This window comes from Nocardiopsis sp. CNR-923 (assembly GCF_001942255.1).
Lineage (GTDB): Bacteria > Actinomycetota > Actinomycetes > Streptosporangiales > Streptosporangiaceae > Nocardiopsis.
Genome location: NZ_MKKC01000094.1, coordinates 1 through 24,769, shown reverse-complemented (window position 1 = coordinate 24,769; position 24,769 = coordinate 1). Strand labels below are relative to the sequence as shown.

Below are 24,769 nucleotides of genomic sequence, written 5' to 3'. Positions count from 1 at the left end.
TCCTGGACCGGGCGTCGGCGCCGATCCACGCCGATGGCTCTGCGAGGGGCGGGCAACGACCGGGTGGTCGCCAAGCGGGGCACAGCGCCCTCTCGACGGTCCCGAACACGCTGCTCGCGGCGGCCGGGGCCCGTTTGGCGGTCCACACCCGTGAGGGGTGAGGCCCGGGCCCGCTACGCTCACGGGCGGTGATCGTCCGGGGGACGCGGCCTCGCGTGGATATGGACCTGTCCGATACTCCCGGCCTGGAGGACGACGCCGTGCGCGTCGCCGTTCACCGTGTTCTCCGTCACGGGGTCCTCCCGCGCCGCGGGCGGCGGTGCGCCCCGACACCGTGTCCGCCGTCTCCGCGCGGTCCGGTGCCACAGTTCCCGCACGACCAGGTCAGCGACGCCCGAGGCGACCTTGCAGGCGAACACGCCGACCGCGACCACCAGAAGGTACATAAGGAGTGCGGCGGGGCTGATCGGCGCATTCTGGGCATGCTCCGCGAGGGGCGGTGCCCCGAGTAAGAGGGGTGAGAGCCAGAATCCGCTGAGTCAGCGCCGTTCCCCCTTCGGTCGACGGCCGGTACGCGCTCCGCGAGACTACACCGCATGCCCGACACCCCGTGAGACCGGGTGGTCGCATCCCGGCCCGGACGTGACTCACCCGCGTCAGGATTGCCCGACGCGGCCCCGCGCGCCCGGTGGGCCCGTGGCACCCGCGGAGAACGGTTCTCCCGCGTCGAGCCGGTCGGTGAACGCGGGCGCCGCCTCACCCGGGCGGCGCGGTGCTCGATCTCCGGCCGTGGCCGCGTGTCCACCACGCGCGCCAGGACGCGCGAGCGCGTGCTCCCGTTCGGTGTGCCGTCCTACTCTGGTAAACCGGTGCCATGAGTGTCGCAGCGTTGCAGGAGTTGCTGGAAAGGTTCGCCGACGCCCGTGACTGGGGCCCTTACCACACGCCCAAGAACCTCGCGATGGCCCTGGCCGGCGAGGCCGGGGAGTTGGTGGCCGAGTTCCAGTGGCTGACCGCTGAGGAGTCCGACCGGGTCATGACCGACCCGGACAAGGCGACGGCGGTCCGTCAGGAGATGGCGGACGTGTTCTGCTACCTGCTGCGCCTGGCCGACGTGCTCGGGGTCGACCTGGACACGGCCGTGCGCGAGAAAATCGCGATCAACGAACATCGCTTCCCCGCCCCGCGCACCTAGCCCGGCGGCGACGCGACCACCCGCGCCCGGGGCGCGGTTCGGTCGGACCCACGCCGACGAGCCGGGACGGGACGACCACCACCCGGCCCACCCGCCCTCACGGGCCCGGCGCCTGCTCGGCTGGATCGCGTACTCCGTCCGGCCCGACCCCGCCTTCACGTCGGTACCCCGGTTCCGGCTCCCGGATCACTGGCCGTCGGAGGATCGACCCCGACGGCCCGACGCGGGGCTCACCACCCGCCACAATGGAGGGCATGTCGCAGCGCAGCCCACGTATCCGGTCCTCCCACGCCACGAACCCCTGCCCGTGCGGTCGTGACGCCGTCTACCGGGACTGCTGCGGGCGCCTGCACGCCGGTCTGGCGTCCGCCGCCACCTCCGAGGACCTGATGCGATCGCGCTACAGCGCCTTCGCCGTCGGCGACGAGGCCTATCTCCTGCGCACCTGGCACCCCGACACCCGGCCGCGCCGCCTCGACCTCGACTCCCGCGCCGAGTGGGTGCGCCTGGAGGTCCTCGGCACCACCGGCGGCACGCCGTTCCACAACGAGGGCACGGTCGACTTCCGCGCCGTCCACCGCGAGCGCGGCCAGGAGTTCGAGCTCCGCGAGCACAGCCGGTTCGTGCGCCACGAGGGCGCATGGGTCTACCTCGACGCCCTCACCGAATAGCGCGCGGGCCCTCCCTCCACGAGCCGATCCCGGCCCCGCCGCGCCCGGTGCCGCGACCGTCCACGCACTGCGTGCCGATCTCCTCCGCCACGGCGCAGACACCTCCCGAAGCGGCTCCGTCGTCCCCAGCCCCGGATGGAGCCTGATGTCCTTCGCGATCATCGCTTCCATCGTGGGCGGGCACGGTGAAATGCCCGCGGTTCGAGTTCTCCTCCCGAGCATGGCCGACCGGGGGACCCACCGCTCCGGAGGGCTCCTCGACGCCTACGCCGCGGGTATGGCCGCCGTGGGGCGCGGATGCCGTCTGTCGGCGGTATGTGGTTGTCTTCTCGCATGGGTGTGGAGATCGAGCGGTTCCTGAGGTTGGTGACGGCCCTGCCCGAATGCGCGCACACGGAATCGGACGCCTACACGACGTTCCGGTTCAGGGCAAGCCGTTCGGCTACCTGTGGCCGCGTACCGCCACGGTGGGGCTCAAGCAGACGTTGGTCGAACAGGCCGCGCTCGTGGCGGAGCGCCCCGAGGTGTTCGAGGTGCAGTTCACCGCGGGCGGGTTCGGCTGGGTGGTCGTCCATCTCGACGGGATCGACCTGGACGAGCTGAGCGAGCTCACGCTGGAGGCCTGGTTCCTGACCGCGCCCGAGGACATGGGGGACGTCGCGCCGACGCCGGAGGCCCTCGTCGAGGCCTCATCCGGGTGAGCCTCTGCGCGCCGAACCACGGTCGAGTCCGATCGTGCTCGACACCCTCAGGCTGGCGGCGCCCGCCGACAGCGTTCAAGCGCTCCGACGGATCGTCACCCGGGCCGTCTGCGATCGCGGCCAGCGATTCCCAGGCGTCGCTGTCCGTTCCCCTTCCCTTCGGCCGGATGCCCTCCTCGCACGCGGGAAACCCCTCTGGGCGAGCGACGCACCCGTACCGGTCGGCCGGTGGCCCCGGCTGCTCGCCGAGCCAACGCCGCCGCCGTCTTCGGCGCCGTCGCGGCCGACCTGGAACGCCGATGCGGCGCGCGCTCTGGAATTGGACGCTTCGACACCGAGCGTCGCGGCGCCGCTCACAGGCGTGCCCCAGGACCTGCGTGCGGCCGCCGGGCACTTCCCGTTCTGTCCGGACCAGTCGCCGCTGGCGCCGAATCGTCCTTCCCATCCGTGACCGGTGTCAACGCCCCCCGTGGGCCAACTGCTTCTTCTGGACCTTGCCCATGGCGTTACGCGGCAGGGCGTCGACCACGCGCACCTCGCGCGGACGTTTGTGGACCGACAGGCGGGCGGCCACGTGGTCGATCACGGCTGCCGGGTCGATGGCGTCGCCCACCAGGTAGGCGACGATCCGCTGCCCGAGGTCGTCGTCGGGCTCGCCGACCACCGCGGCCTCACGTACCGCTGGATGGCCGAGCAGCGCCGCCTCGACCTCGCCCGCGCCGACCCGGTAGCCGCCGGTCTTGATCAGGTCGACCGACATCCGCCCCACGATCCGGTGCCACCCGTCGCCGTCACGGGCCGCCGCGTCGCCCGTGCGGAACCACCCGTCGTCGGTCCACGCCGCCCCGGTGGCCTCCGGAGGGCCCCGGTAGCCGTCGAACAGGGTGGCGCCGCGGACCTGGAGCTCACCGATGCTTGCCCCATCGGGCGGGACGGGCTCGTCGCCCTCTCCGCGCAGCCGCGACTCCACCCCCGGCAGCGTCGTGCCGACCCGTCCGGCGCGGCGGGGGGCGTCGGCGCGCGCCGCAGGGTGATCAGCGTCTCGGTCATCCCGTACCGCTCCACGGGGCTGTGGCCCGCGGTCGCGCGCAACCTCTCGGCCACCGGATCGGGGAGCGCGGCGCTGCCCGACACCAGCAGGCGCGTGCCTGCCAGGGCTCGGGCGCAGGCCGGTTCGCGGGCGATGCGCGACCACACGGTCGGCACGCCGAAGAGGAGTGTGCCGCCGTCCCCGGCAGCGGCGGCGTAGGCGGCCGGGGACGGGCGGACGGTGTGCACGAGCGGACTCCCCACGCGCAGAGCTCCCAGCACGCCCAGGACCAAGCCGTGCACGTGGAACAGCGGCAGCCCGTGGACGAGGACGTCGTCGGAAGTCCACCCCCAGGCGTCGGCGAGACCGTCCAGACAGGTGGCCATGGCTCCCCGGGAGAGCACGGCGCCCTTGGGCGGACCGGTGGTCCCTGACGTGTACAGGATCAGCCCGGTGGACTCGGGCGGCGGTTCGGCGCAGGGAGCGGACGAGCGTTCGGACGGGTCGACGGGCACCGCGGGAAGGTCGACGCCCTCCCGCCGATCGCCCAGCCACAGGGCAGCGCCGGAGTCGCGCACGATGTGGCGACGCTCGTCGATCCCCGCGTCGGACGGAACAGGGACCACCGGAACACCGGCCAACAGTCCGCCGACCACCGCGACCACCGTGCGCAGTGATGCCTCCCCGTGCACGGCGACGGCCTCGGCCCCGGCGATCCGTCGGGCGACGGCCGCAGCCGCGGACCACAGCCCGTCGCGGTCGAGTTCCTCGTTGCCGACGCGTACCGCGAAACCGTCGCCCGCACCGGCCCCCAGCAGCATGTCCCGTCTCCGTCCGTCCCCGATCCGGTCGCGAGCCAGTAGACCACACGCCGCACGCGGACGTGATCTCCGGGCATGCGCCGATGATGTCGGCGATTCCTGTCGGGGGCGAGCGTGGGAGAGCCGTGGCAGGCGCGCCCGGCACTCGACTGGGGCGCGTCCGCCGACCGGGGTGTGAACGCCCTGAGGCCGCCCGGTGGTCCGGGCGGCCTCAGGGTGGTCAGACGTCGTTCGCGGGGGACACGGGCATCAGCCCCGATGTGCGGGTCCGGGGCGCAGACCGAACGGGACGCCCAGCCCCGTCAGCCACCCGCCCTCCTCCAACAGGCCGAAGACCTCCTGGGTGACCTCCTGGTCCGGGGCCCGGCGGGGCGGCCAGCCGAACTCCGCGGACACCATCGCCCAACTCGGGCCGTGGCCGTGTTCCCCACGGTAGTCGGCCACCCACCGGGCGACCTCGGCCTCGCGGCCCGCGAGCAGGTCCCGGGCACGCTCGGTGACGGGGACCTCGGCGGGGGTGGTGGCCGGGGCGACCCGCGGCGGGGTCGGCGGCACGAACGGGACCGGCGCCATCGGCATGGTCAGCTCGGTCAGGCGCGCCTCGACCGTCGAACCCTCCGTCCGGAGGTCCTGGATCCAGTCGAGCCGGAGCAGCCACTCGGACAACTCGGCGACCTCGTCGGGCCCGCCGGTCAGGGCGCACGCGGCCACGACCTCCTCGGCCGGCAGGCGGATCCGCCCCTCGCTGTCGGCCTGAACGGCGAGGTAGGCCGCGACAAGGCGCAGTCGGTTGGGCTTCTTGCGCATCTTCTTGTGCGTCAGGCTGCGGGTCACCCAGCCGGAGGCTCGCGAGCGCACGCCGTTGCCTACGTCCCAAGGGTTGCCCTGGAGGTCGGGCAGGCCGCACTGGGCGATATCGGAGGGCTCGGCGTTGATCGCCCGCTCGGGGGTGGTGTCGAGCCAACCGGAGGAGACCAGTGTGGTCAGGGCGGCGTGCGCGTCCTCCATGCGCAGCGACCGCACGTCCTGCCCCGTCATGTTCGCGTAGCCCTTGATCGCGCCGCGCAGGGCGCAGGTGAGCGCGAGCAGGCGGCTGTCGGGGTCGTTGCCGACCGAGCGCCGCCTCAGGTAGGCCCACACGTCGCGGAGGAAGGCGGACTGGAGTTCGTTGAGCGGCAGCGGGCCGCGCCTGTGCGGCTTCTTGGGCTCCTCACGCTGCCGCCGCAGGTGCTCCTGTTCCTTCCTCCTGCGCTCCTTCTTGGTCGAGGGCCTCCTGCGGTCCGCCCAGCCGGGCGGGATGCTGATTCCCAGTTCGGCGCAGCGGGCGCACTCCATCGCCGCCGCCAGGTCCTCGTTGGGCTTGTGGAACCTGGGCTGGGGGACCTTCGCGGGTCGGGAGGAGACGTGCACGTCACTGGTCACGGTGCGTTGCGTCATGTGAGGAGGGTAGCGACGATCCCGCCCCAGTTGTCCGCGATCCACGGAATCGGGCGGCCCGCGCACACGCGGGCGGTGAGCGCTCCCACGCCCCCTCCGAGCAAAGGCGCGCGGCCGCGCTCCGGAGCGGGCTCCGTCGCGTGCTGCGTCGGCCCGCCCCAGGACGGCGCGGCGCGTGGAGCGGCTCGCCGTCCGGGGGCAAGGGCGGCCACGACGCGTCGGGCGACCGGCCGCGCGTGCGGTGGGGCAGGATCGGTGTCATGGGTGAACTGGTGCTGATCAGACACGGGCAGACCGAGTGGAGTCGCGCACGGCGGCACACCGGCCGTACGGACCTTCCTTTGACCGAGCAGGGGGAGCGGCAGGCCGAGGCCCTGCTCCCCCTGCTCGCCGGGCGCGACATCGATCTGGTGGTGACCAGCCCGCTCCGGCGCGCGGTGCGCACGGCCGAACTGGCCGGCCTGCCGGATGCGGTTCCCGACCCTGACCTCATGGAGTGGGACTACGGCGGGTACGAGGGCGTCACCACCGCCGAGATCCTGCGTGGGCGGCCGGACTGGAACATGTGGACCGACGGGGTGCCCGAAGGCGACGAGGAACACCCTGGGGAGGACGCCGAGCACGTCGGGCAGCGTGTCGACCGGGTGTTGGCCGCCGTGTCCCTGCTGCTCGGGAACGCGTCCGGTCCCGACGTGGCGCTGGTGGCGCACGGCCACGTCCTGCGCGTGCTCACCGCGCGCTGGTTGGGCCTGGCGCCCTCCGAGGGAGCGCTGTTCCGGCTGGACACCGGGGCCGTGAGCACCCTCGGCCGCGAGCACGGCCGTCCCGTCATCACCTCCTGGAACCGCACCGTGTGAGCGCGCCGAGATCGCGGGGGCGACCGCACCCGGGGGTGTGGCCGAAGGGGCGTGCAGCGGGTGCGGCCAGGGGCGGACATGGCCCGGGAGCGTGCCGTGGGCGCGCCGGGAGTGCCCGGTGCGGTCCGCGACGTCAGTCCTCCCGGTCGGCGTCCTGCCCCCTCGGGCCGTGCCACCGGTAGCGGTGCACGGTGACGTCCTGGTGCTCGGGCGCCGTCGGCGGGTAGCGTCCCGCGCGCCGCCCGAAGGACCGCGCCCACGGGGCGGCCGTGATCCCGTGCGCGTACACACTCAGCAGGATGGTCACACCCGCGACCAGCAGGATCCGGTCGGCCTCGGCGATGTCGCCCTGTTCGACCACGAGTAGCGCGAACACGATCGAGGCCAGCCCCCGGGGACCGAACCAGCCGAGGAAGCACACGGTCTCCGGGCGTAGCCGCGCGCCCAGGGTCGACAGGACCACGGCGAGGGGACGCACCACCGCCAGGCTCAGCACCGCGTAGGCGAGGGTCCTGCCGTCGACGTCGACGATCAGGGGGCCGATGACCACCGCCCCGAACAGGGCGAACGTCATCAGCGTGAGGAGTTCGCCCTCCCGCTCGGCGAACTGGTGCACGAACTCCCGCTGGGCCGTCGCCAGTCCACCGAAGGCCAGACCCGCGACGAACACGGCCAGGAAACCGCTGCCCGTCGTCACCTCGGCGCCCGCGTAGGCCAGCCCGGCGACCCCGACCGAGAACAGGCGTCGATGGGTCGCGTTGACCCAACCGGCGGCGTCGGCCCGGGTGATCGCCCACGCGCCGACCGCGCCCACGCCAGCGCCGACCAGCGCCCCCACCCCGATCTGCCCCGCCGCGAAGCCGACCCACGACCAAGCGGACCCCGCCAGTCCCTCCGAGGCGGCCGCGAGCGCGGCGAACAGCATGACGGCGGGCAGGGCGATGCCGTCGTTGAGCCCGCTCTCGACGTTCAGACTCTGCCGGATCCTGGCGGGCAGGCGCCGGTCGGAGACCATCGCCGTCCCCAGCGCCGCGTCGGTGGGCGCGAGCACCGACGCCAGCAGCGCCGCGCCCGCCAGGCTGAGACCGGGCAGGAGCCCGTAGGCGATCGCCGCGCCGATGGCGATGCCGAGGGGCATGGCGACTCCGAGGAGACGCAGGGGGATGTGGTACTCGCGTCGCAGAACCCGAAGATCGATGCGCACGGCGTCGGTGAACAGGACGAGCACCAGGCCGCCTCGGTGAGGACGCGGACGGTGGCGCTTGTGGCGCTTCCGCCCAGCAGTCCCAGACCTCCCGCGCCGAGCAGCAGGCCGCCGGTCGTGAACACCATCGGCGCCGTCAGGGACGTCCCCTGCGTGCGACCCGAGATCAGCGCGTAGCCGAGCAGGAGAACGGCGAACGCGATCACGTCCGACACACCGCCACCTCATCTCCGTCGACGTGTCGACACCGATCGTGTCAGCACCGATCCGGCGAGGCGAGCACCCCACGCTGACCCGAGGTGGTCAGAGCGGGGATCGGACCGCCCCGCCGTGCCTGGTGACCCGATCCGCGTGCGCCGCCGGTGCCGTCGGCGCCGACGTGACGGTCCAGCACGTCCGCCAGGACCGAGCAGGCGTGGCGCAGTTGGGACATGGTGGCTGAGCCGTAGCCGATGATGAGGCCGTGCACGCGCGGTTCGGCCTGGCTCGCGTGGCCCGTGCCCACGACCAGGACGCCGCGTTCGGCCGCGGCGTCGACCACTGCGGCCACGGCGTGTGCGGGGAGCGGCAGGAGGACGTGCAGCCCCGCCGTGTCCCCGGTCAGGCGCTCACCCAGGCACTCGACCAGCAGCCCGCGGCGGCGCGCGTACTCCCGTCGCATACGCCGCAGGTGTCGGTCCAGGTCACCGCGCTCCAGCGACAGGGCGGTGGCCGCCTGGACAGGGCCGCTCGTGCGGTCGGTCAGCCGCGCCCGGACCTCGGCCACTCGGTCGACGAGGCCGGGCTCGGCGACCAGCCATCCGATGCCGAGGTCCGGCGAGAGCGTCTTGGACAGGGTGCCCAGGAGGATCACCCGGCCCGGGTCCAGACCGTACAGGGCGGGCAGCGGGGCGACGTCGTACCGGAACTCGGCGTCGTAGTCGTCCTCCACGACCATCGCGCCGTTCCGCCTGGCCCACGCCAGAAGCCGTTCGCGGCGCGGGATCGGCAGCCGCCCGCCCAGCGGGTACTGGTGGGCGGGCGTGGTGTACACCACGGACAGGTCGGACGGCAGGTCCCCGGTCAGGATCCCGTCGCGGTCGACCGGGCAGGGAACGGTCTCGGCTCCGCGCGCCCCCAGGACATGGTGGGCCTTGGCGTAGCGGGGTCCTCGATCCCCACGCGCGTGCCGGGCCCGAGGAGGGTCGCGGCGACCAGGTCGAGCCCGTTGCCGGTGCCGCGGGTGACCAGGACGTTCTCCGGTCCGACCCGGACACCGCGCGCCCGGCGCAGGTGTTCGGCCAGCAGCCCGCGCAGGCGGGGTCGACCGCGCGGGTCGGGATCGTCGTCGAAGGGCTCCTCGGCCGCGTGCCGCCAGGCCCGGCGCCAGGCGGCGCGATCGATGTCGAACACCCACGGCGCGCCCGGCCGCAGGTCGACCAGTCCCCGCTGCCTGGCCCGCTCGCGGGACAGGCGCTGGGCGGTCGGGCGCACGGGGGAGGGGTCGGCGGCGGGAAGGGGGCCGTGGTCGGCGACGAAGGTGCCCGACCCGTGCCGACCCTCCAGCCAGCCCTCGGCGTAGAGCTGCTGGTAGGCCTCGGTCACCACGGTCCGGCTGATCCCCAGTTGCGCGGCGAGGGCCCGGCTGGACGGCAGGCGCTCGCCGGGTTCGAGGTAGCGGTCGGACATGCCGTCGCGCAGAGCGTTGGCCAGCTGGACGGTGAGTGGAGCGCCGCCGCCGCGGTCCAGTTCGATGGGCAGGTCAGTGAGGTGCCGGGCCACAGTGGTCTCCCGTTTGCAATGAGAAGTGGACATGGTCGGCATGTCCACTTCTCCCTAGCCTAGGGTCATGCTCTCCACCACCGAACGGACTCGGCTCCGCCGGGCCAAGCACAAGGCCAGAACCGACCGCGCCGCGCTGTACGCCCTGCTCGACGAGGCGCTCGTGTGCCACATGGGCGTGGTCGTGGACGGAACGCCCATGGTGGTTCCCACTGGGTACGGACGCGTCGGCGACACCCTGTACCTGCACGGCTCCACCGGTGCGCGGTCGCTGCGGGCTCCGGGCGAGGTGTGCGTCACCGTCACCCTGCTCGACGGCATCGTCCTGGCGCGCGCCGCCTTCCACCACTCGGTCAACCACCGGTCGGCCATGGTCTACGGGACGCCGCGGGTGGTCACCGACGAGGCGGAGCGCACGGAGGGGCTGCGTGCGTTGACCGAGCACCTGGCTCCGGGACGGTGGGAGGCGGCGCGCCGCCCCGACGCCAAGGAGATGGCGGCCACGCGCGTGCTGGCGCTGTCGCTGGAGGAGGCCTCGGTCAAGGTGCGGACCGGCCCGCCCGCGGACGACGACGAGGACCACGCGCTGCCGATCTGGGCGGGCGTGCTGCCGGTGCGCCAGGTCTTCGGCGAGCCCGAGCCCGACCCCGGGCTGGCCTTCGACCTGCCGGTGCCCGACCACGTCGCGCACCGCCCCGACCCGGGGTGACCGCGGCCGGCCCACGCCGCGAGCTCGAAGGAGCCGGTGGACGTTCGGTGCGAGTCGCTGGACTCCTTCTGGGGCTTGGTGATCTGTGCCGCCACCTGCTCGGAGGCGCTCGACAAGGACGCCGTGACCCTGCGGGAGTACCAGGCCCTGGAGAGGTCGGCCCGGTAGGTCCCCCGCGGCGGTGGCCCGGTGGGGTATGCGTCCGCGGCGCTCGCCCTAGCGCAGGTGGGAGGCGCCGTTGACGTCCAGGACCGCGCCCGAGCTCCACACAGCCTCGGGGGAGGCCAGGTAGCGCACCGCGGCGGCCACCTCACGGGGTTCTGCGACTCGGCCGAACGGGCTGTCGGCGCGGACGGCGTCGGTGAGTCGGTCCGCGACGCGTTCGGTCTCGACGAAACCCGGCGCGACCGAGGCGACGCTGATGCCGTGCGGCGCCAGCGCGACCGCGAGCGACTGCCCGAGGGAGTGCAGGGCCGCCTTGCTCGCACCGTAGGCGGGGTGGTCCGGCTCGCCGCGGTAGGCGCCCCGGGAACCGACGTTGACGATGTGTCCGCGCGTGCCCCGGTCGATCATGTGCCGGGCGATGAGGTAGCTCACATCGGCCGCGCCGAAGACGTTCACGTCCATGACCGCCCGCCACGCCGCCCGCCACTCGTCGAAGGAGACCGAGGCGACCGGGTGCGCCGGGTTGAGCGCGGCGTTGTTCACCAGGACGTCGATCCCGCCCGTGCGGTCGACGGCACGCTCCACCAGCGACGCGGCCTCGTCGGGGTCGGTGAGATCGGCCTGGAGGAGGACGTGGCCCTCGCCGGGCAGCCGTTCCAGCGTGGTCTCCGCCTCGCCGCGACGGCTCCCGCAGTGCACGACCACCCTGTCGCCCCGTTCGGCGAAGGCCAGGGCGACCGCCCGGCCGATCCCCCGGGAGGCTCCGGTGACCAGTACGTTCCGACTCACGCGCTCCCCCCTCGCGGGAGCGCGTCGCGTCGTTCGTCTCTCATCGCATGGCATGACATAACCGTGACCCTAGTGCGCGGTTGCGTCCGTCGCTCCCCGGTTGACGCCGCGGGGCACTAGCGTTGTGCGCATGGATCGTCTCACTGCGCTCAGGGATCACCTCAGATCGCTGCCCGTCGACCGGATCGCCGACATCCTCGGGGAGCTCGTCGAAGGGGTGGAGGAGGACGCCAGACGGGACCCGGTGCCGTACGCCGCGAGCGCGGTGGCCCGCCCCGGGGTGTTCGACGCCCTCACGGCGGCGCAGTGCGACCTCCTGGTCGCGGCCGCCGACGTCGCGGCGAGGACCGAGGCCGCCTCGATACGCCCCGGGCGACGCGTCCGCCGCGTGGACGGCCCCGTCGCGCATCCGTTGCACCGGGGAGAGCTGCTGGCCCGGATCGGCACGTGGCACGGGACCGCACGGCGCGCCGCCGAGGCCGCGCTCGGTGAACTGGAGGAGCGGGCGCTCGTCTGGCCCGCCGGGGACGACCGCTACCACCTCGCGCTGGGCTTGGTGGAGGCCTTCGGCGTCCACCGCTGGGGTCCGCGCGTCTACTCCGCCTGCTCCGAGGCCCTCGCGGTCACCGAACTGCGCCGGGTGGCCCTGGCCCTGGGCAGCGACCCCACACGGGAGCCCGCGGACCTGCGGCGCGCCATCGTCACGCGCCTGACCGACGCCGACCACGTGACCGCGCTGCTGGCGACCGCGCCGGAGGGCGCGGTCACGCTCCTTCGCCAGCTCGCCGCCCGCGGCCGGGTGCTGGCCACGGACTGTTTCGAGGAGGACGACGGTTCACGCTACCGGTTCCGCCCCGAGGGCTCCGGCGATCCGGACACCGACTGGCTTGCCGAACGCGGACTCCTGGTACCGGTCGGGCCGAACAGGGCCATGCCGCCGCGCGAGGTGGCCGCGGCCGCCCGCGAGAGCGCGCCCTTGCCCTTCACCCCCAGCCCTCCCGAACCAGTCGGCGTGCCGACCGACACGACGGCCGTGCTGGACCAGGCCGGCGCGGCCGTGTGCGCAGCGCTGGCCGCCGTCGACCGGTTGGTCGCCGAAGTGGCCGCCCGACCGGTGGTGCTGCACGGCGCGGTGGGGATCGCCTTCGGGGAACGCGACCGGTTGGTGGAGGCCGTGGGCGCCGGGGTCGCGGAGACCGGGCTGTGGGTGGAGACGGCCTATGAGGCGGGGCTCCTGGTCCGCGACGGGCGGCGGGTCATCGCGGCCGAATGGGCGCGGGCCTGGGCCCGCGCCGACTCCGCGTGCCGCGTCGCACCGCTCCTGGAGGCCTGGCTCCGGTTGCCCGCGGTGCCCACGTGGTGCCTGGGCGGTCAGGCACTGTCGATCCCGGGGGCTCAGGCGCTTCCGGGGGCGGCCGCGCTGCGATCCGCGCTCGTCCTGGCGCTGGGCGCTCTGCCGGAGGGGTTGGGCAGCGGAGTCACGTCCGGACCGTTGCTGGCTTCCGGGGTCGCCGGGGATCAGGGCGGGGCTCTGCCGCCCGGGCTCTTCTCCCTGATCCGGACGGCGCTGTGGTACCGGCCGGCCGCCGCGGACTCGGGGACCGTGGTCGAGGCGTTCGTCCAGTCTCTGCACGAGGCGGAACTGTTGGGCGTGGTGGCCCAGGGCGCGCTCAGCCCCCTGGGCAGGGCGTGGCGGGGTGCGTGCGGAGCGGCGGGCGGTGCGGAGACGGGCAGTTGGAGCGGGCCGCGGTGGCGCTCCTCCAGGGCGGCGACGCTCCGTCGCCGGGCGGCGCCCCCGAGACACCGCACGGTCGCGCGAGGCCGACCGCCCGCTTCGAACAACCCCTGGTGGAACTCCCGGCACGGGCGCGGCGCCGCAGACTACTGGACTGGGCGCGCTCCCTCGCCGACGACGTGTGACCCCTGTGCGGCGACGGAGGTCCGTCGCTCCGTGCGGGCGCGGCGACGCGTGTGGGCGACCAGGACGGCGACGGTCCCGGCCAGGTAGACGGCCTGCATCGCGGTACGCGGAGCCAGTTCCTGGTGCGCCGCCAGGTCCGTGGCGGTCAACGCCAGGTGGACGTTGGCGGGGAACATCGCCAGGAGCAGGGCGGTGAGACCGGCGGCCGCCCAGGGCGCCGTCCGGGACCACAGCAGCGCGGCGGCTCCGAGAAGTTCCAGGACGCCGGTGACGGTGACCAGCAGACCGGGAGCGGGCAGCGCGGGCGGGACCATCGCGATGAGTTCCTCGCGCATCCCGACGAAGTGGACCACGCCGGTGAGCGTGAACATCGCCGCGAGACCACCCCTGAGGGCGACCGGCCATGAGCGCAGCCGACGTACGCCGAGGGCTCCGGCGACCCACAGGGCCATGGTGACGCCGACCAGGGTGATGAGGGGTTCCATGGTGACTCCATCTCGAACTTTCCAGTGGAAAGACAATCCCATCGGGATGAATCTTGTCAATGGAAAGTTCTGGCGGATCCGCCCGTCGGAGTGAGCGCGCGGTGCGGGAGGGCACTCCGGGGGGAGTGGACGGTCGGGTCGTGCGGTCGTCGGGAGCGCACCGACGTCATGTCCGTGGGGGCGGGGCGAGCGTCCCGCCGTTCATCCCCGCCGACGCCGCCCACGGCACCCCGGTCATGCTCCGACAAGCCCTGACGACCACATCGCCCTCGCACACCTGACGTGCCGGACGAGCCTTACCGGCACGCCCGTCGCGTCGGCTCATCCTGTCCGCTCCCGTCGGTCCCCTTCGGCGGTGATGAGCGTCGAGCGGCTGGGTTCGGGCGTCCGGACACCAGCGTCGGTAGGGACAGGTGCGGCAGACCTGACTGGGCGTGGCCAGGTGGGCGGTGTCCGCGTGCCAGGGGGTCGCCAGTTCCCGTACCACCGTCCGCGCCGCGGAACGGTTCCGTTCCAGGGCGGGGTCGATGCTCAGGACGCGTACGCCGGCGGGGGTGAGCCGTTCGAGTTCGACCACTGGAGGCGTGTCCACCGGTAGGCCCTTCGCCGCGACCATGAGGACCAGCAGGGCGGTTCGTGGGTGGTGGGCGAGAAGGTCGGGGTCTTCCGGACCGGTGTCGATCTCCTCCGTCGCGACGTCGCGGAACACCCACGTTCCACCGCGGCGGAACACCAGGTCGCAGGCCGCACGGACGAGCACGTCCGACCGGGGGTCGTCGACGGTCAGCGGGAGGTCGACGTGGGTCGGGCACGCGCGGGCGGCGTCGCCCAGGGGGCAGACGGTCAGGTGGTGTTCCAGCATGGACGCGCCCGCCCGTGCCGCGCGGCCGGTGAGTCCGGCCCCGTCCGCCGACCAGGCGTCGCGGTCCGCGGGGAGGTCGTCGCGGGTGCAGGCCCGGGCGGGTGTTCGTGAGTGGAGCCGCGCCAGCCACGTTCGGACGGCCTGCGCGCGGCGGCCGCCGGGCTGTTCCTCCACGGCGGCGGGCAACCCCAGGTCGTGGAAGTGCGCCTTGGCCGGGCACTGCCGGTGGTACCTTCCAGCCGTCACCGACCAGCTACGGCGTGGGCGGGACCGGTCCCGTACGCCCAGCAGCCCGGGCGCGCGGGGCAGACGGTCGCAGCCGTCCCTGACCCGGCACGGCAGGCAGTCCCCACCCGGGTCACGCCTGCCCGCGCTCAGCGCCGCGCGCAGCCCCTCGCGGCCGACGACGGCGAACAGTTCCCGGGACTCCTCCGTGGTTCCCTCGAACAGCGTGGTGGCGTCCCCATCCAGACACGAGACCCGAACGACGCGGACCCGTGTGGGCGGCGGGGCATCCGGCGGCGTGCGCGTGGGGTACGGCGTGCCGCCCGCGTACCGCCACGGCGCGGCCTCGACCGCGGCCTGGTCCACGTGCGTCCCCGTGGCCGTCACGAACGCCGCGACCGCCGCCTCCGCGTCCGTGGCCGGACGCGCTGACGAGGGGACCGGAACGCGCAGCTCCCGGATCACCTCGGGGCCGTCGAACAGGAGGTAGCGGCGGCCCCGCACGCAGATCTCGTAGGGCCGGGCGCGAGCACGCCCGGAGTCGGGAAGGTGTTGGAGGATCCACGGGTCGGCGACGGGGGAGCGGTCGGCGCCGTCGGTGGCCAGGACGTCGAGGTAGGTCGTGGCCGCGTGCCGGGTCCAGGCCAGCAGCCCCTCGTGCGCGGGCGCCACCCACCCGCCCATGACGCGGGTGCCGCGATCCCCTCGCCCCGGCAGGTGGGCGCAGGCCTCGCCGACCGGCCACCCCTGGTGTTCGACCAGGTCGAGCACGGCCGCCAGGGGACCCAGGGGCGAGCGGGCGAGGTAGGGCCGCTTGCCCGGGGCGGCCCGGCCGAAGGCGCGCTCGGATCTGGTGCGCAGATGGGTGGGGCAGCGGCGGGCGTCCGGGCGCACGGAGTCGCTGTGGACACGGATGACGGGTGCGAGGTCGGCGGCGCCGGTCGTCCAGGGGGCCATATCTCCTCCTGGTCGCGAGTGTGGCACGTTTCGGAAATGCTGGCAGAGGGCCTGTGGACAACGGGGGGCGGCCTTCCTTCAGGCTGGTAGAAAAACCTCAGAGTTCACATTTGCCCCAGAACAACTATTAAGGCATCCCCCATGTCATTTCGCCTGCGCGCGGCCCTGAGCGCGGCGGTGGCCGCGCTGACCCTCACCGCCTGCGCTCGGCTCGACGGCGTCCAGTGGGACTCCGTCGGGGACGTTCTCCATGACGTCGCCACGGACACGGTTCCGATCGTTGACTTCGACCAGGTCGACCGGGACGACCCGTTCGGCGGCACCGACGCCGAGGACTACGCGGAGGGGTTCGACCTCCCCGACGAGGTCTCCGCAGTCGGCCCCTACTCCGCCGGTCGCGTCCGCGAGGCCTACGAGACCGTCCAGGACCTCCTGGAAGCCGTGTACCTCAACCAGGACGCGGTCTTCGACGAGGACAACAGCGAGTTCACGTCCCTGCTCACCGGCCAGGCCCTGGACTGGTACCTGGAGAACCACGGGAACGAGGATCCGCGGCTCGACACCCGCCACATCCCCTTCAACCTCACTCCGGGCACGGCTGATCCGATCGGTGACGTGGTCAAGGTGAACGGTCGCATGCGGGCGGAGGAGGCGGTCGACGAGTACGGACTCGACTACCTGGCGGTCCGCACCGAGTACACGATCGTCCACCCGATCGCCCGTCCCGGCGATCCCGTGTCGGTACGACTGGTCACCTCGCACCTCGCGAGGTCTCCTTCTACGACCAGGGCGACGGCTCCTGGGAGTTCTGGCCGCTCTGGACGCGCTCCGCGGGCCCCACTCACTGCCTGTTCGACCAGCACACCTTCACCCCCGCCTACCCCGACGAGTGGGCACGGGGCGAGCGGTCCAAGGGCGTGCCCGAGGACGCCTACGACCTGGAGAACGCGCGTGAGGACCTGGAGTCGGCGGGCGAGGGGGAATGCGGAGCCATCCAGGAGACCTGACCGCCCGACCCGCCCGACCCGCGCTCCCCGGAGCGCGGGTCGGGCGGGTCCTCTTCCTGTTGAATGACGTCATGATCGTGCGTCGAGCACTGCCCGAAGAGATGAGCGCCGTCAGCGAACTGCGCGTGACCGCCTACCTCGCCGACGGCCTGTTGGGGGCCAGTTCGGAGTACGCGCGGACCCTCCGGCTCCTGGGCGCCGACGGGACGGGCGAGGTCCTGGTGGCCGCGGAGGGTGACACCCTCCTGGGAACGATCATGTTCGAGCCGTGGTCGCCCGACAGCGAGGTCGCCCGGAGCGCGGACGAGGCCGAGATCCGCGCGTTCGCCGTGGCTCCGCGGGCCCGCGGGCTCGGTGTGGGCCGCGCCCTGGTCAACGCCCTCGTGGAGCGGGCCAGGGAGGAGGGCGTGGTCCGGATCGTGCTGTCCACCCTTCCGCGGATGCGGGCCGCGCAGTTCGTCTACCGCGCCCGCGGGTTCGGCCGCGCCCCGGAACGCGACTGGACCCCCGTGCCGGGTGTCGACCTCCAGGTCTACGAGCTGAAGGTCAAGGAGTAGGGAGCGGCGGGCCGGGACGCGTGCCCGTCGGTTTCCCCGTTCCACGGCCGACCGCGCGCACCCGACGGGCGGCCTCGGCCAGCGGTTCGCCGAGGGCGCCGTCGGCGAGCCGGTCCAGCACGACCTCGGCTGCCGGGTGCCCGGTCAGCCGCATCGTGCGCGTGAGCTGTTCGGCGCATGCCGCGTACCGGTCCCGGTCGCGGTCGGGTAGCGGGCTCCCCGCCTCGACCAGGATCGCGTAGCTGTCCAGGACAGCCCAGACCACCTGGTGGGACGTGAGCACCTCGGCGTGCGTGCCGCGCAGGCGGCGCGCCCACCCGCCGAGCACCGGATGGTGGACGTACATGCGCAGCACCGGCGTCAGGTCGGCGCCCAGCCCGGCCAGGGTCACGGCCACCCGGTGGCGCCGGTGCCACGCCCGCGGATCGGTGGAGGCCTCCAGCAGCTCCCGGGCGGCGGTGTAGGGGTCCCGGGTCCTCAGCCACCGGTTCATGAGGCCCTCGGTGTCGACCGGGCGCCCCTCCTCCAGGAGCGTGAGGACGTGGTCGGCCTCCATGTCCTCCACGGGGGGAGTGAGCGGAACCTCGGCGCCCGACTGGCGCAGCTGCCGCACGACGAAGTGGTCTCCCAGAGGCGTCACACGGTAGGAGTCCCCGCCGGTCCGTTCGACCGCCCCCAGGCCGACCAGCGTGTCCAGCACCGAGCGCAGATCGTCGCCTGGTCGGCCGGGACACGGTCCCAGCGCGACCCCGGCGCCGAACACCTCGACGAGCCGGTCCGGTGTGCGGGGCCGCCCGCTGACGAACAGGTCAATCAGGACGAGGAAGGCGGTCATCCCACGCGCGCCCGTCATCGCGAGCAGTGCGTCCGCCCACGCGTCGGCCACCGCGCCCGGCCTGCCTCGATCCCAGGAGCGGGCGGCGTGACCGTGCAGGACGCGGGTGTAGGTGGTGCGCAGGAGTCCGGCCTCGCGGGCCACCCGGAGGATGCGGGGGACCGCGTCCGGGCCCACCCCGAGGGCGGCGGCCGCGGTGTCGGTGTCGGGACCGGTCAGGGCGTCGTGCGGACGGTCGGGGTCCAGGGGGCGCCCCTCTCCCACCCACGCGGTGAGCCTGACCGCCTCGGACAGGGGTCGGCACGGCCGGGCCGCGGCGTCCAGGTCGGCCGCGCGGGCGGGGGCGACCGGCGGGAGGGGTTGGGGTTCGCCGCTGTCCCCGACCCCGAGACGGTCCAGGAGTGGCAGGGCGGCGTCGTCGACCGGGTCGGCGGTCGCGGGCGGTCCGCCAGGCGTGAGGTCGACCGTCGAGATCGCCGCGCGCAGCCGGCGCGGACTCTCGCAGGAGACCAGTCTTCCTCGCTCGACGAGGTGGTCGCACCAGGTCAGCCAGGTGTCCCGGAGACCGTCGGGAACGCGGTCCCAGTCGCGGACGGTGGTGGCGATGTCGTGGACGTCGGCGGTGGTCCAGTCCCCGGGATCGGGCGCCCCGGCGTCCCGGTGGGCGGTCAGGAGGAAGACCAGGGCGTTGACGTCCACGTCTACCGGGGGGTCCAGTCCCCTGGCCCAGTCCAGACACTCGTCTACGGCGGACAGGATGCTTGCGGTCATGGTCGACTCACCGAGAGTGGAAGTCTGGGACGCCCTCAGGTTATCCCCGCCGACCCCCGTCGTGCGAGGGAACGTGCGAATCGGGTCCGCCTCCGTCGCGTGTGCCCGGAGGCGCCAGGGCGCGCGCGTCCTTCTCGGCCCTGGCCGCCGCCCGTTCACGTGCTCTTCGCGGAACGGCGGTGCGCCTGACCGCGGTCGGCGGACGCGCGGGAAGGAACGCGACAAACGCGTGTCGGCGCGCGGAGTTTCGCGGTGGCGAAGTGCCCTGTCCTCGCTCGCACCGGACATCGCGACTCCGCCGCTTCCCCGCTGACCGAATCCGGCCAGAAGGGCTCTGGCTGTGGCGTTTGAGGACCGTGGCCAGGGAAGGATCAGAAGGGACGGTCGCGCCTACCCGCTTCCCGGACGCGGCGCCGAACACGAGCGGGCCGCCCGGGGCGCGAACGCCGCAGACCACGGCTTGAGGTTTGCCCGCACGCCCTGAGAGTACATATCCGGGCAAACGCGTTTTTCGCGTGTATTTCACGCGTGCTCTCGCCCCCAGGAGGACACCAGCGTGGCAAGGAGCGCCGACAACGCACGACCACTCAGCGGCGACGACGCCCGGGCCCGGGGAGAATGGCCCGAGACGCTGGACGTCGAGGACCTGCTCGCCCTGGGATGGCGCCCCACCCCCTTCCGCGAGTTCGTCCTCAAGGTGCACAGCAGGTGCAACCTCGCCTGCGACTACTGCTACATGTACGAGATGGCCGACCAGGGGTGGCGCGACCGTCCCCGCCGCATGGCCCGCCCCGTCGTCGAACGCGTGGCCGAGCGCATCGCCGAGCACGCCCGGGCCAACGGCCGCACCGGCGTCGACGTCATCCTGCACGGTGGAGAACCGCTGCTCGTCGGCCTCGACCACCTGCGCCACACCGCCCAGGTCCTGCGCAAGGCCAACGAGCCCGACGTCCACGTCGACCTGCGACTCCAGACCAACGGCGTCCTGCTCGACACCCACTTCCTCGACCTGTTCGACGAGGTCGGCGTGCGCGTGGGCGTCAGCGTCGACGGCGCGAGCGACGACCACGACCGCCACCGCCGCCGCGCCAACGGACGCGGCACCCACGCCGAGGTCCGCGCCGGACTCGAACTGCTCGCCTCCCCGCGCTACCGGCACCTGATGACCGGTCTGCTGACCACCGTCGACCTGGAGTCGGATCCCGTGACCACCTACGAGGCGCTCCTGGAGTTCGACCCGCCCGCCGTCGACCTCCTCCTGCCCCACGGCAACTGGGACGCCCCGCCGCCCGGGTGGGCCCCGGACGGCACCGCCCACGGCGCCTGGCTCACCGCCGTCTTCGACCGCTGGTACCACGCCCCCCGACGCGAGACCAACGTCCGCCTCTTCACCGAGATCATCCGCCTCGTCCTGGGCGCCCCCTCGCGCACCGAGAGCGTGGGCCTGTCCCCGGCCGCCCTCGTCGTCGTGGAGACCGACGGCTCCATCGAACAGGTCGACAGCCTGCGGTCCGCCTACGACGGCGCCGCCGCCACACCCCTGCACACCCTCACCCACGCCTTCGACGAGGCCCTGTACCTGCCGTCCGTCGCCGCGCGGCAGATCGGGGTCCGCGCCCTGAGCCCCACGTGCGCGGACTGCCCCCTGGCACGCGTGTGCGGCGGCGGCCTGTACCCGCACCGGTACCGGAGCGGAAGCGGATTCCTCAACCCCTCGGTGTACTGCCAGGACCTCTTCCGACTCATCACCCACGTCCGGGCGACCGTGGCCGCGGACGTCGCACGCCTTCGGGAAGGACGCTGAATGCCCTCCGGGGACCCGCTCCCGGACGAGGTCTTCGACGCGCTCGCCCGGGGCGGGGGCGGTCACGCGGTCACCGGGCTCCTGCGCCGCGCCCAGTACACCAAGCACCTCCTGCTCGTGCGCCGCGTCCTGGACGCCGCCCTCACCCGAGACCACCCCGACGCACCGCGCGTCCGCGCCGCCTACGACCTCCTGGCGTCCGCGCAGGAGGCCGACCCGGGCGCGGTGTCCGAGGTCCTGCGCCACCCGGCCGTGGGCGTGTGGGCCCGGCGCACGGTCCTGGCCCTGGGCGGCCGTCGCGACGAGAGTCCCCGGGTGGGCGCGCTGTCCGCGCTGTCGGCCGCCGCCGCGCTGCGGGCCGGGGTGAGCGCACGGGTCCGGGTACCCCTGTTCGGCCCGACCGCGCCGCTGCCCGCCCTCGGCCGCGCCCTGCTCGGCCGGGGGGAGGGGGACGGGGCCGTCGTCGAGACGCAGGGCGGCCGGGCGCGGTTGTCGCGCGGGAGCGTCCATGTGGACGTTCCGGCCGACCCGCACGAGGACGCGCCGGGGTGGCACGCGCTGCGTCGGATGTCGGCCGAGCACGCGGGGCGGCGGATCGACCTGGTCCTGGACGACCAGGACCCGGACCGGCTCCCCGGCGCCGACCTGCTCGCCCGGCGGCTGACGGGGAAGGAGGCGGACCGGTGGCGGGGGAGTCTGCGCGAGGCGTGGGCACTGCTGGTGACCGACCACTGGACCATCGCCGAGGAGACCGCCGACACCGTCGTCGCGCTGACCCCCATGACCGCGCCCGGCGGGGCGCACACGAGCGCGACCGCCCGGCACGCCTTCGGCAACCTCGGGACGTCCCACCCGCCCAGCCCCGTGCTGTTCGCGCTCACCTTCGCGCACGAGGTCCAGCACGCCAAGCTCATGGCCCTGCTCGACCTGGTTCCGCTCACCCTGCCCGACGACGGGAGCACGTACTACGCTCCCTGGCGGCCCGACCCCAGGCCGGTGTCCGGGCTGCTCCAGGGGGTGTACGCCCACCTGGGGGTGGCCGGGTTCTGGCGCCGGCACCGCGGCACGGCCACGGGAACGGAGGCGCGCCGCGCGCACGCGGAGTTCGCGCACTGGCGGGCGGCGGCCCACGACGCCGCGGGTACGGTGGCCGAGTCGGGGCGGCTCACCCCCCAGGGAGAGCGTTTCCTCACGGCGACAGCGCGGACCCTGGCCTCCTGGACGGCGGAGGAGGTACCCGAGGACGCCACGGCGGCGGCCGACTCCGCGGCCCACCGCCACCTGGACCGGTGGCGCGCCCGCGACCGAGCCCGGGTGAACGCCGACCACGCCCCCTCGGGCCGCCCCCCGCCGGCGTGAACGCGATCGGGCTTCCCGCGGCCTCAGAGCAGCGGCGGGTCGAAGTCCGTGACCAGCCGGCTCCCCCGGTGCGCGGCCGTCGTGTAGTGGTGCTCCCGGCCCAGCGTCCGGACCAGGGCCGTGAGCGTGGCCTCGGCCAGCCTGTCCGCCTCCGCCGTCTCGTCCTCGATCCGCAGATCCAGCGCGAGGTTGGCGGCACACGCCAGCGTGCTGTGGTGGTCGTCGCCCAGCAGCGCGCGAAGCCTGCGCAGCGTGCCCCGGCCCAGGCGCACGGCGTTCTTCGTCTCTCCCAGCGCCGACAGGTCGTTGGCCAGGTTGGTCGCCACCCCCAGCGAGTAGTGGTGGTCGCGGCCCAGCTTCTCGTCCAGGGCCGCCAGCGCCGACTCGTTCATCGACCGCGCCCGTGAAGCGTCGCCCAGCAGCCGGTACAGCAGGGCCACGTTGCTCGTGCACCCGTGGTTGTAGGGGTGCTCGGGCCCGTACGCCCGCACGTACCTCAGGTCGGTGTCCTCGCCCAGCTCCAGCGCTCCCGTCAGCTCCCCGGTCACCCGCCAGATGTTGGTCAGGCACATGGCCGCCGCCAACGTCTCGGGGTGGTCGATCCCGTACAACCGCAGGTACCGCGAGTGCACGTCCAGGGCCAGTTCGAGCGCCTCCTCGAACTCGCCGGACATGCGGCGGGCGATCGCCAGGTCCATCTGGGTGCGCAGCGTCCGCGGATGCTCGACGCCCAGCTGTTCCCGGCCGTAGGACAGCGCGTCCTCGCCCAGGTCACAGGCCTCGGTGAAGTCTCCCGACAGACGCACCGACAGGGCCAGGCCATGCCAGAACGACAGCAGCACCGGCGAACCGGGCGCCGCGCTGCGCCGCTTGTACAGCATGTACGCGCGTTCGTGCCGCGTCTGGGCCCCGGCGAAGTCGCTGGTCAGCGCGTAGTCGATGCCGAGGTTGTGCAGTGCGCGCAGGGTCGCGGACTCGTTGGGACCCAGCGTCTCCTCGTGCAGCCGGAGGGTCTCCTCGTCGTGCTCGCGGGCCTTCCAGAAGTCCCCGCGCGCACGGTAGTCGGCGCCGAGCCCCGACAGGACGTTCAGCGTCTCGCCGTGGGTGCGTCCCAGGGTCCGGCGCACCTTCGGCAGGAGGGCCCGGTTGAGGTCGTAGGCCTCCTGGTAGCGGCCCAGGTCGCGCAGCCGGTTGGCGTACAGGCGCTGCGCCTCCAGCACGTGCGGGTCCTCGTCCCCGGAGTCGTCCGCCCAGCGGTCGATGAACACGCGCGCGTAGCGGCTGGCCGTCTCGTAGTTGCCGACCACGAACAGGAAGCTCAGCATGCTCAGGGCGAACCTGCGCACGCGTGGACTGGTGCTCTCGGCCACCCGGGCGGGGCCCACGTGCGGCAGCAGCTCCTGGTAGCGGGCCTGTGCGGCCGGATCGGTCCGGCTCTCCGGAGCCGAAGCGCTCAACAGGGACCACACCTCGGTGCGGATCGCGTCCCGCGTCGGCTGGTCGAGCTCCTCCCGCAACAGGGCCTGGATGAGCCGGTGCACCTGGATGGTGCGGTTGGCGTTGTCCAGCCGCACCAGCGCGTACCGTCCCAGCTGTCCGATCGCCCGGCTCAGCCGGATGGGATCGGCCACCAACTCGGCGAGCTCGGGCCGGATCCAGCCCTCCTCGACCGGGAAGAACAGGTCGCGCGGGATGGGGTCGGGGCCGAAGAACGCGCAGCAGCGCAGCAGTTCCATCGCCTCGGGCAGGTTCTCCTGGAGCTTGGCCACCGACAGCTGCCACGCGGCGGTCATCGGCTCCGGGTACTCCGGCGGTTTGCCCTCCCGCAGGAGGGGGCCGGTGCGCTCGGACAGCAGCGACAGGTACTCGCGCGCCGACATCCCGGTCTCGGACTGCAGGGCCCCGGCCTGTTCCAGCGCGAGGGGGAGGTGGCCCAGGGCCTCCGACAGCTCCACGGCGTCCTCGATGCTGATCCCCCGGGGGATGCGCCGTTTGAGGAACTCGACGCTCTCGTGGGACGGGAAGACGTTGACCGACACCGTTCGGGCCACCGACTCCCAGCGGTGGTTGCGGGTGGTCACGATCACGTGGCCGGGACCCTGGGGGATGACGTCGGTGAGGTCCTCGGGCTCGTCGGCGTTGTCGAAGACGAGCAGCCACCGCGAGTACGGCTCGCCGCGGCGCAGCGCGTCGAGCACTCCGTTGGCCGCGTCCTCGACCCCGGTCAGGCCGGGGCCGGGCAGGTCCAGGTGCGGGGCGAGGTGGGCCAGCGCCGAGCGCACGAGGCCGGGCTGGTCGGCCATGATCCACCACACCAGGTCGTACTCCTCCCGGTAGCGGTGCGCGTACTCCACCGCCATCAGGGTCTTGCCGACGCCGCCGTAGCCCTGGAGGGTGTGCGGGACGACCGCCGTCACGTGGCCCCGCAGTCCCTCGTACAGTTCCTGGAGCTGTTCCGAACGGCCGGTGAAGTTCTTGTTCTGCGGCGGGATCCTCCCCCACACCGTGGGATAGCGCGGGGGGTTGTGGCCGGTGGCCCTCGTGGAAGCGCTCATTAGAGGACCATCCTTTGTGCAGCCCTCTCGAGTAGGGTTGTGACCTCTCGGTCCCGGTGGGTGCATGGCCAGTAGTGCGAGCCGTTCGACG

At 73.5% G+C, this 24,769-nt stretch carries 17 protein-coding genes and 3 pseudogenes; 10 read left to right on the top strand and 10 right to left on the bottom strand.

Annotation, left to right across the window (positions count from 1 at the left end):
• Positions 1–179: 179 nt before the first annotated feature.
• Positions 180–446, bottom strand: a complete 267-nt coding sequence (locus BJF83_RS26135) for a hypothetical protein (RefSeq protein ID WP_083678558.1) — start codon at positions 444–446, stop codon at positions 180–182.
• Positions 447–874: 428 nt separating this feature from the next.
• Here BJF83_RS26135 and BJF83_RS16300 point away from each other — a divergent pair, with 428 nt between their 5' ends.
• The 3 genes and pseudogenes from BJF83_RS16300 (at position 875) to BJF83_RS16290 (ending at position 2,567) form a co-directional block, all read left to right on the top strand.
• The gene (locus tag BJF83_RS16300; RefSeq protein WP_075926959.1) at positions 875–1,195 is read left to right on the top strand and encodes a nucleotide pyrophosphohydrolase; all 321 of its coding nucleotides are present in this window, start codon (positions 875–877) and stop codon (positions 1,193–1,195) included.
• Positions 1,196–1,449: 254 nt separating this feature from the next.
• A complete protein-coding gene (locus BJF83_RS16295; RefSeq protein ID WP_075926968.1) occupies positions 1,450–1,866 on the top strand; it encodes a YchJ family protein in 417 nt (138 codons plus the stop codon).
• Between the two features lie 333 nt (positions 1,867–2,199).
• Positions 2,200–2,567 (top strand): annotated as a pseudogene (locus tag BJF83_RS16290) (MmcQ/YjbR family DNA-binding protein).
• Positions 2,568–3,024: 457 nt separating this feature from the next.
• On the opposite strand, the pseudogene BJF83_RS16285 reads toward BJF83_RS16290, so the two are convergent.
• Positions 3,025–4,418, bottom strand: a pseudogene (locus tag BJF83_RS16285) (acyl-CoA synthetase).
• 249 nt (positions 4,419–4,667) lie between these two features.
• Positions 4,668–5,855 (bottom strand): hypothetical protein, encoded by a 1,188-nt coding sequence (locus BJF83_RS16280; RefSeq protein ID WP_075926958.1) that lies wholly within the window; start codon positions 5,853–5,855, stop codon positions 4,668–4,670.
• A 260-nt stretch (positions 5,856–6,115) separates the two neighbouring features.
• Here BJF83_RS16280 and BJF83_RS16275 point away from each other — a divergent pair, with 260 nt between their 5' ends.
• Positions 6,116–6,712, top strand: a complete 597-nt coding sequence (locus BJF83_RS16275; RefSeq protein WP_075926967.1) for a histidine phosphatase family protein — start codon at positions 6,116–6,118, stop codon at positions 6,710–6,712.
• Positions 6,713–6,845: 133 nt separating this feature from the next.
• On the opposite strand, the gene BJF83_RS16270 is transcribed toward BJF83_RS16275, so the two are convergent.
• Positions 6,846–7,940 (bottom strand): sodium:proton antiporter, encoded by a 1,095-nt coding sequence (locus BJF83_RS16270; protein WP_262391604.1) that lies wholly within the window; start codon positions 7,938–7,940, stop codon positions 6,846–6,848.
• A gap of 232 nt (positions 7,941–8,172) precedes the next feature.
• Positions 8,173–9,677: pseudogene (locus tag BJF83_RS16265) on the bottom strand (PLP-dependent aminotransferase family protein).
• 67 nt (positions 9,678–9,744) lie between these two features.
• On the opposite strand from BJF83_RS16265, the gene BJF83_RS16260 reads away from it, so the two are divergent.
• Positions 9,745–10,386 carry a pyridoxamine 5'-phosphate oxidase family protein gene (locus BJF83_RS16260; protein WP_075926956.1) on the top strand — a complete coding sequence of 214 codons (642 nt, stop codon included), beginning with the start codon at positions 9,745–9,747 and terminating at the stop codon, positions 10,384–10,386.
• Positions 10,387–10,422: 36 nt separating this feature from the next.
• Positions 10,423–10,554 (top strand): hypothetical protein, encoded by a 132-nt coding sequence (locus tag BJF83_RS29370; protein ID WP_262391603.1) that lies wholly within the window; start codon positions 10,423–10,425, stop codon positions 10,552–10,554.
• Positions 10,555–10,602: 48 nt separating this feature from the next.
• Here the strand turns inward: BJF83_RS29370 and BJF83_RS16255 are convergent, their stop codons facing one another.
• The 3 genes from BJF83_RS16255 to BJF83_RS16245 all read right to left on the bottom strand — a co-directional run bounded on the left by BJF83_RS16255 (position 10,603) and on the right by BJF83_RS16245 (position 15,790).
• Positions 10,603–11,340: an SDR family NAD(P)-dependent oxidoreductase gene (locus BJF83_RS16255; RefSeq protein ID WP_075926955.1), complete on the bottom strand. Its 738-nt coding sequence runs from the start codon at positions 11,338–11,340 to the stop codon at positions 10,603–10,605.
• Positions 11,341–13,221: 1,881 nt separating this feature from the next.
• Positions 13,222–13,746, bottom strand: coding sequence for a DoxX family protein (locus tag BJF83_RS16250; RefSeq protein ID WP_075926954.1), 525 nt, complete (start codon positions 13,744–13,746; stop codon positions 13,222–13,224).
• 166 nt (positions 13,747–13,912) lie between these two features.
• Positions 13,913–15,790 carry a PD-(D/E)XK nuclease family protein gene (locus tag BJF83_RS16245; RefSeq protein WP_075926953.1) on the bottom strand — a complete coding sequence of 626 codons (1,878 nt, stop codon included), beginning with the start codon at positions 15,788–15,790 and terminating at the stop codon, positions 13,913–13,915.
• A 141-nt stretch (positions 15,791–15,931) separates the two neighbouring features.
• Between BJF83_RS16245 and BJF83_RS16240 the strand changes: the two genes are divergently transcribed.
• Positions 15,932–16,864 (top strand): hypothetical protein, encoded by a 933-nt coding sequence (locus tag BJF83_RS16240; RefSeq protein ID WP_262391602.1) that lies wholly within the window; start codon positions 15,932–15,934, stop codon positions 16,862–16,864.
• Between the two features lie 34 nt (positions 16,865–16,898).
• A complete protein-coding gene (locus BJF83_RS16235; RefSeq protein ID WP_075926966.1) occupies positions 16,899–17,354 on the top strand; it encodes a GNAT family N-acetyltransferase in 456 nt (151 codons plus the stop codon).
• Here BJF83_RS16235 and BJF83_RS16230 read toward each other — a convergent pair.
• Positions 17,344–18,960, bottom strand: coding sequence for a hypothetical protein (locus BJF83_RS16230; RefSeq protein WP_075926952.1), 1,617 nt, complete (start codon positions 18,958–18,960; stop codon positions 17,344–17,346). The genes BJF83_RS16235 and BJF83_RS16230 overlap by 11 nt on opposite strands.
• Positions 18,961–19,591: 631 nt before the next feature.
• Here BJF83_RS16230 and BJF83_RS16225 point away from each other — a divergent pair.
• Together BJF83_RS16225 and BJF83_RS16220 are read left to right on the top strand one after the other, a co-directional pair.
• Positions 19,592–20,764 carry an FxsB family cyclophane-forming radical SAM/SPASM peptide maturase gene (locus BJF83_RS16225; RefSeq protein ID WP_075926965.1) on the top strand — a complete coding sequence of 391 codons (1,173 nt, stop codon included), beginning with the start codon at positions 19,592–19,594 and terminating at the stop codon, positions 20,762–20,764.
• Positions 20,765–22,123, top strand: coding sequence for an HEXXH motif domain-containing protein (locus BJF83_RS16220; RefSeq protein WP_075926951.1), 1,359 nt, complete (start codon positions 20,765–20,767; stop codon positions 22,121–22,123).
• 23 nt (positions 22,124–22,146) lie between these two features.
• Here BJF83_RS16220 and fxsT read toward each other — a convergent pair whose 3' ends face one another.
• Entirely contained in the window at positions 22,147–24,678 is a 2,532-nt protein-coding gene (fxsT, locus tag BJF83_RS16215; RefSeq protein ID WP_075926950.1) for an FxSxx-COOH system tetratricopeptide repeat protein, read from the bottom strand.
• Between the last annotated feature and the right edge of the window lie 91 nt (positions 24,679–24,769).

Bases quoted from the DNA above. Each gene is read 5' to 3' on its own strand.
- BJF83_RS26135 (WP_083678558.1), bottom strand. From the start codon at position 446: ATGTACCTTCTGGTGGTCGCGGTCGGCGTGTTCGCCTGCAAGGTCGCC.
- BJF83_RS16300 (WP_075926959.1), top strand. From the start codon at position 875: ATGAGTGTCGCAGCGTTGCAGGAGTTGCTGGAAAGGTTCGCCGACGCC.
- BJF83_RS16295 (WP_075926968.1), top strand. From the start codon at position 1,450: ATGTCGCAGCGCAGCCCACGTATCCGGTCCTCCCACGCCACGAACCCC.
- BJF83_RS16280 (WP_075926958.1), bottom strand. From the start codon at position 5,855: ATGACGCAACGCACCGTGACCAGTGACGTGCACGTCTCCTCCCGACCC.
- BJF83_RS16275 (WP_075926967.1), top strand. From the start codon at position 6,116: ATGGGTGAACTGGTGCTGATCAGACACGGGCAGACCGAGTGGAGTCGC.
- BJF83_RS16260 (WP_075926956.1), top strand. From the start codon at position 9,745: ATGCTCTCCACCACCGAACGGACTCGGCTCCGCCGGGCCAAGCACAAG.
- BJF83_RS16250 (WP_075926954.1), bottom strand. From the start codon at position 13,746: ATGGAACCCCTCATCACCCTGGTCGGCGTCACCATGGCCCTGTGGGTC.
- BJF83_RS16245 (WP_075926953.1), bottom strand. From the start codon at position 15,790: ATGGCCCCCTGGACGACCGGCGCCGCCGACCTCGCACCCGTCATCCGT.
- BJF83_RS16240 (WP_262391602.1), top strand. From the start codon at position 15,932: ATGTCATTTCGCCTGCGCGCGGCCCTGAGCGCGGCGGTGGCCGCGCTG.
- BJF83_RS16235 (WP_075926966.1), top strand. From the start codon at position 16,899: ATGAGCGCCGTCAGCGAACTGCGCGTGACCGCCTACCTCGCCGACGGC.
- BJF83_RS16230 (WP_075926952.1), bottom strand. From the start codon at position 18,960: ATGACCGCAAGCATCCTGTCCGCCGTAGACGAGTGTCTGGACTGGGCC.
- BJF83_RS16220 (WP_075926951.1), top strand. From the start codon at position 20,765: ATGCCCTCCGGGGACCCGCTCCCGGACGAGGTCTTCGACGCGCTCGCC.
- fxsT (WP_075926950.1), bottom strand. From the start codon at position 24,678: ATGAGCGCTTCCACGAGGGCCACCGGCCACAACCCCCCGCGCTATCCC.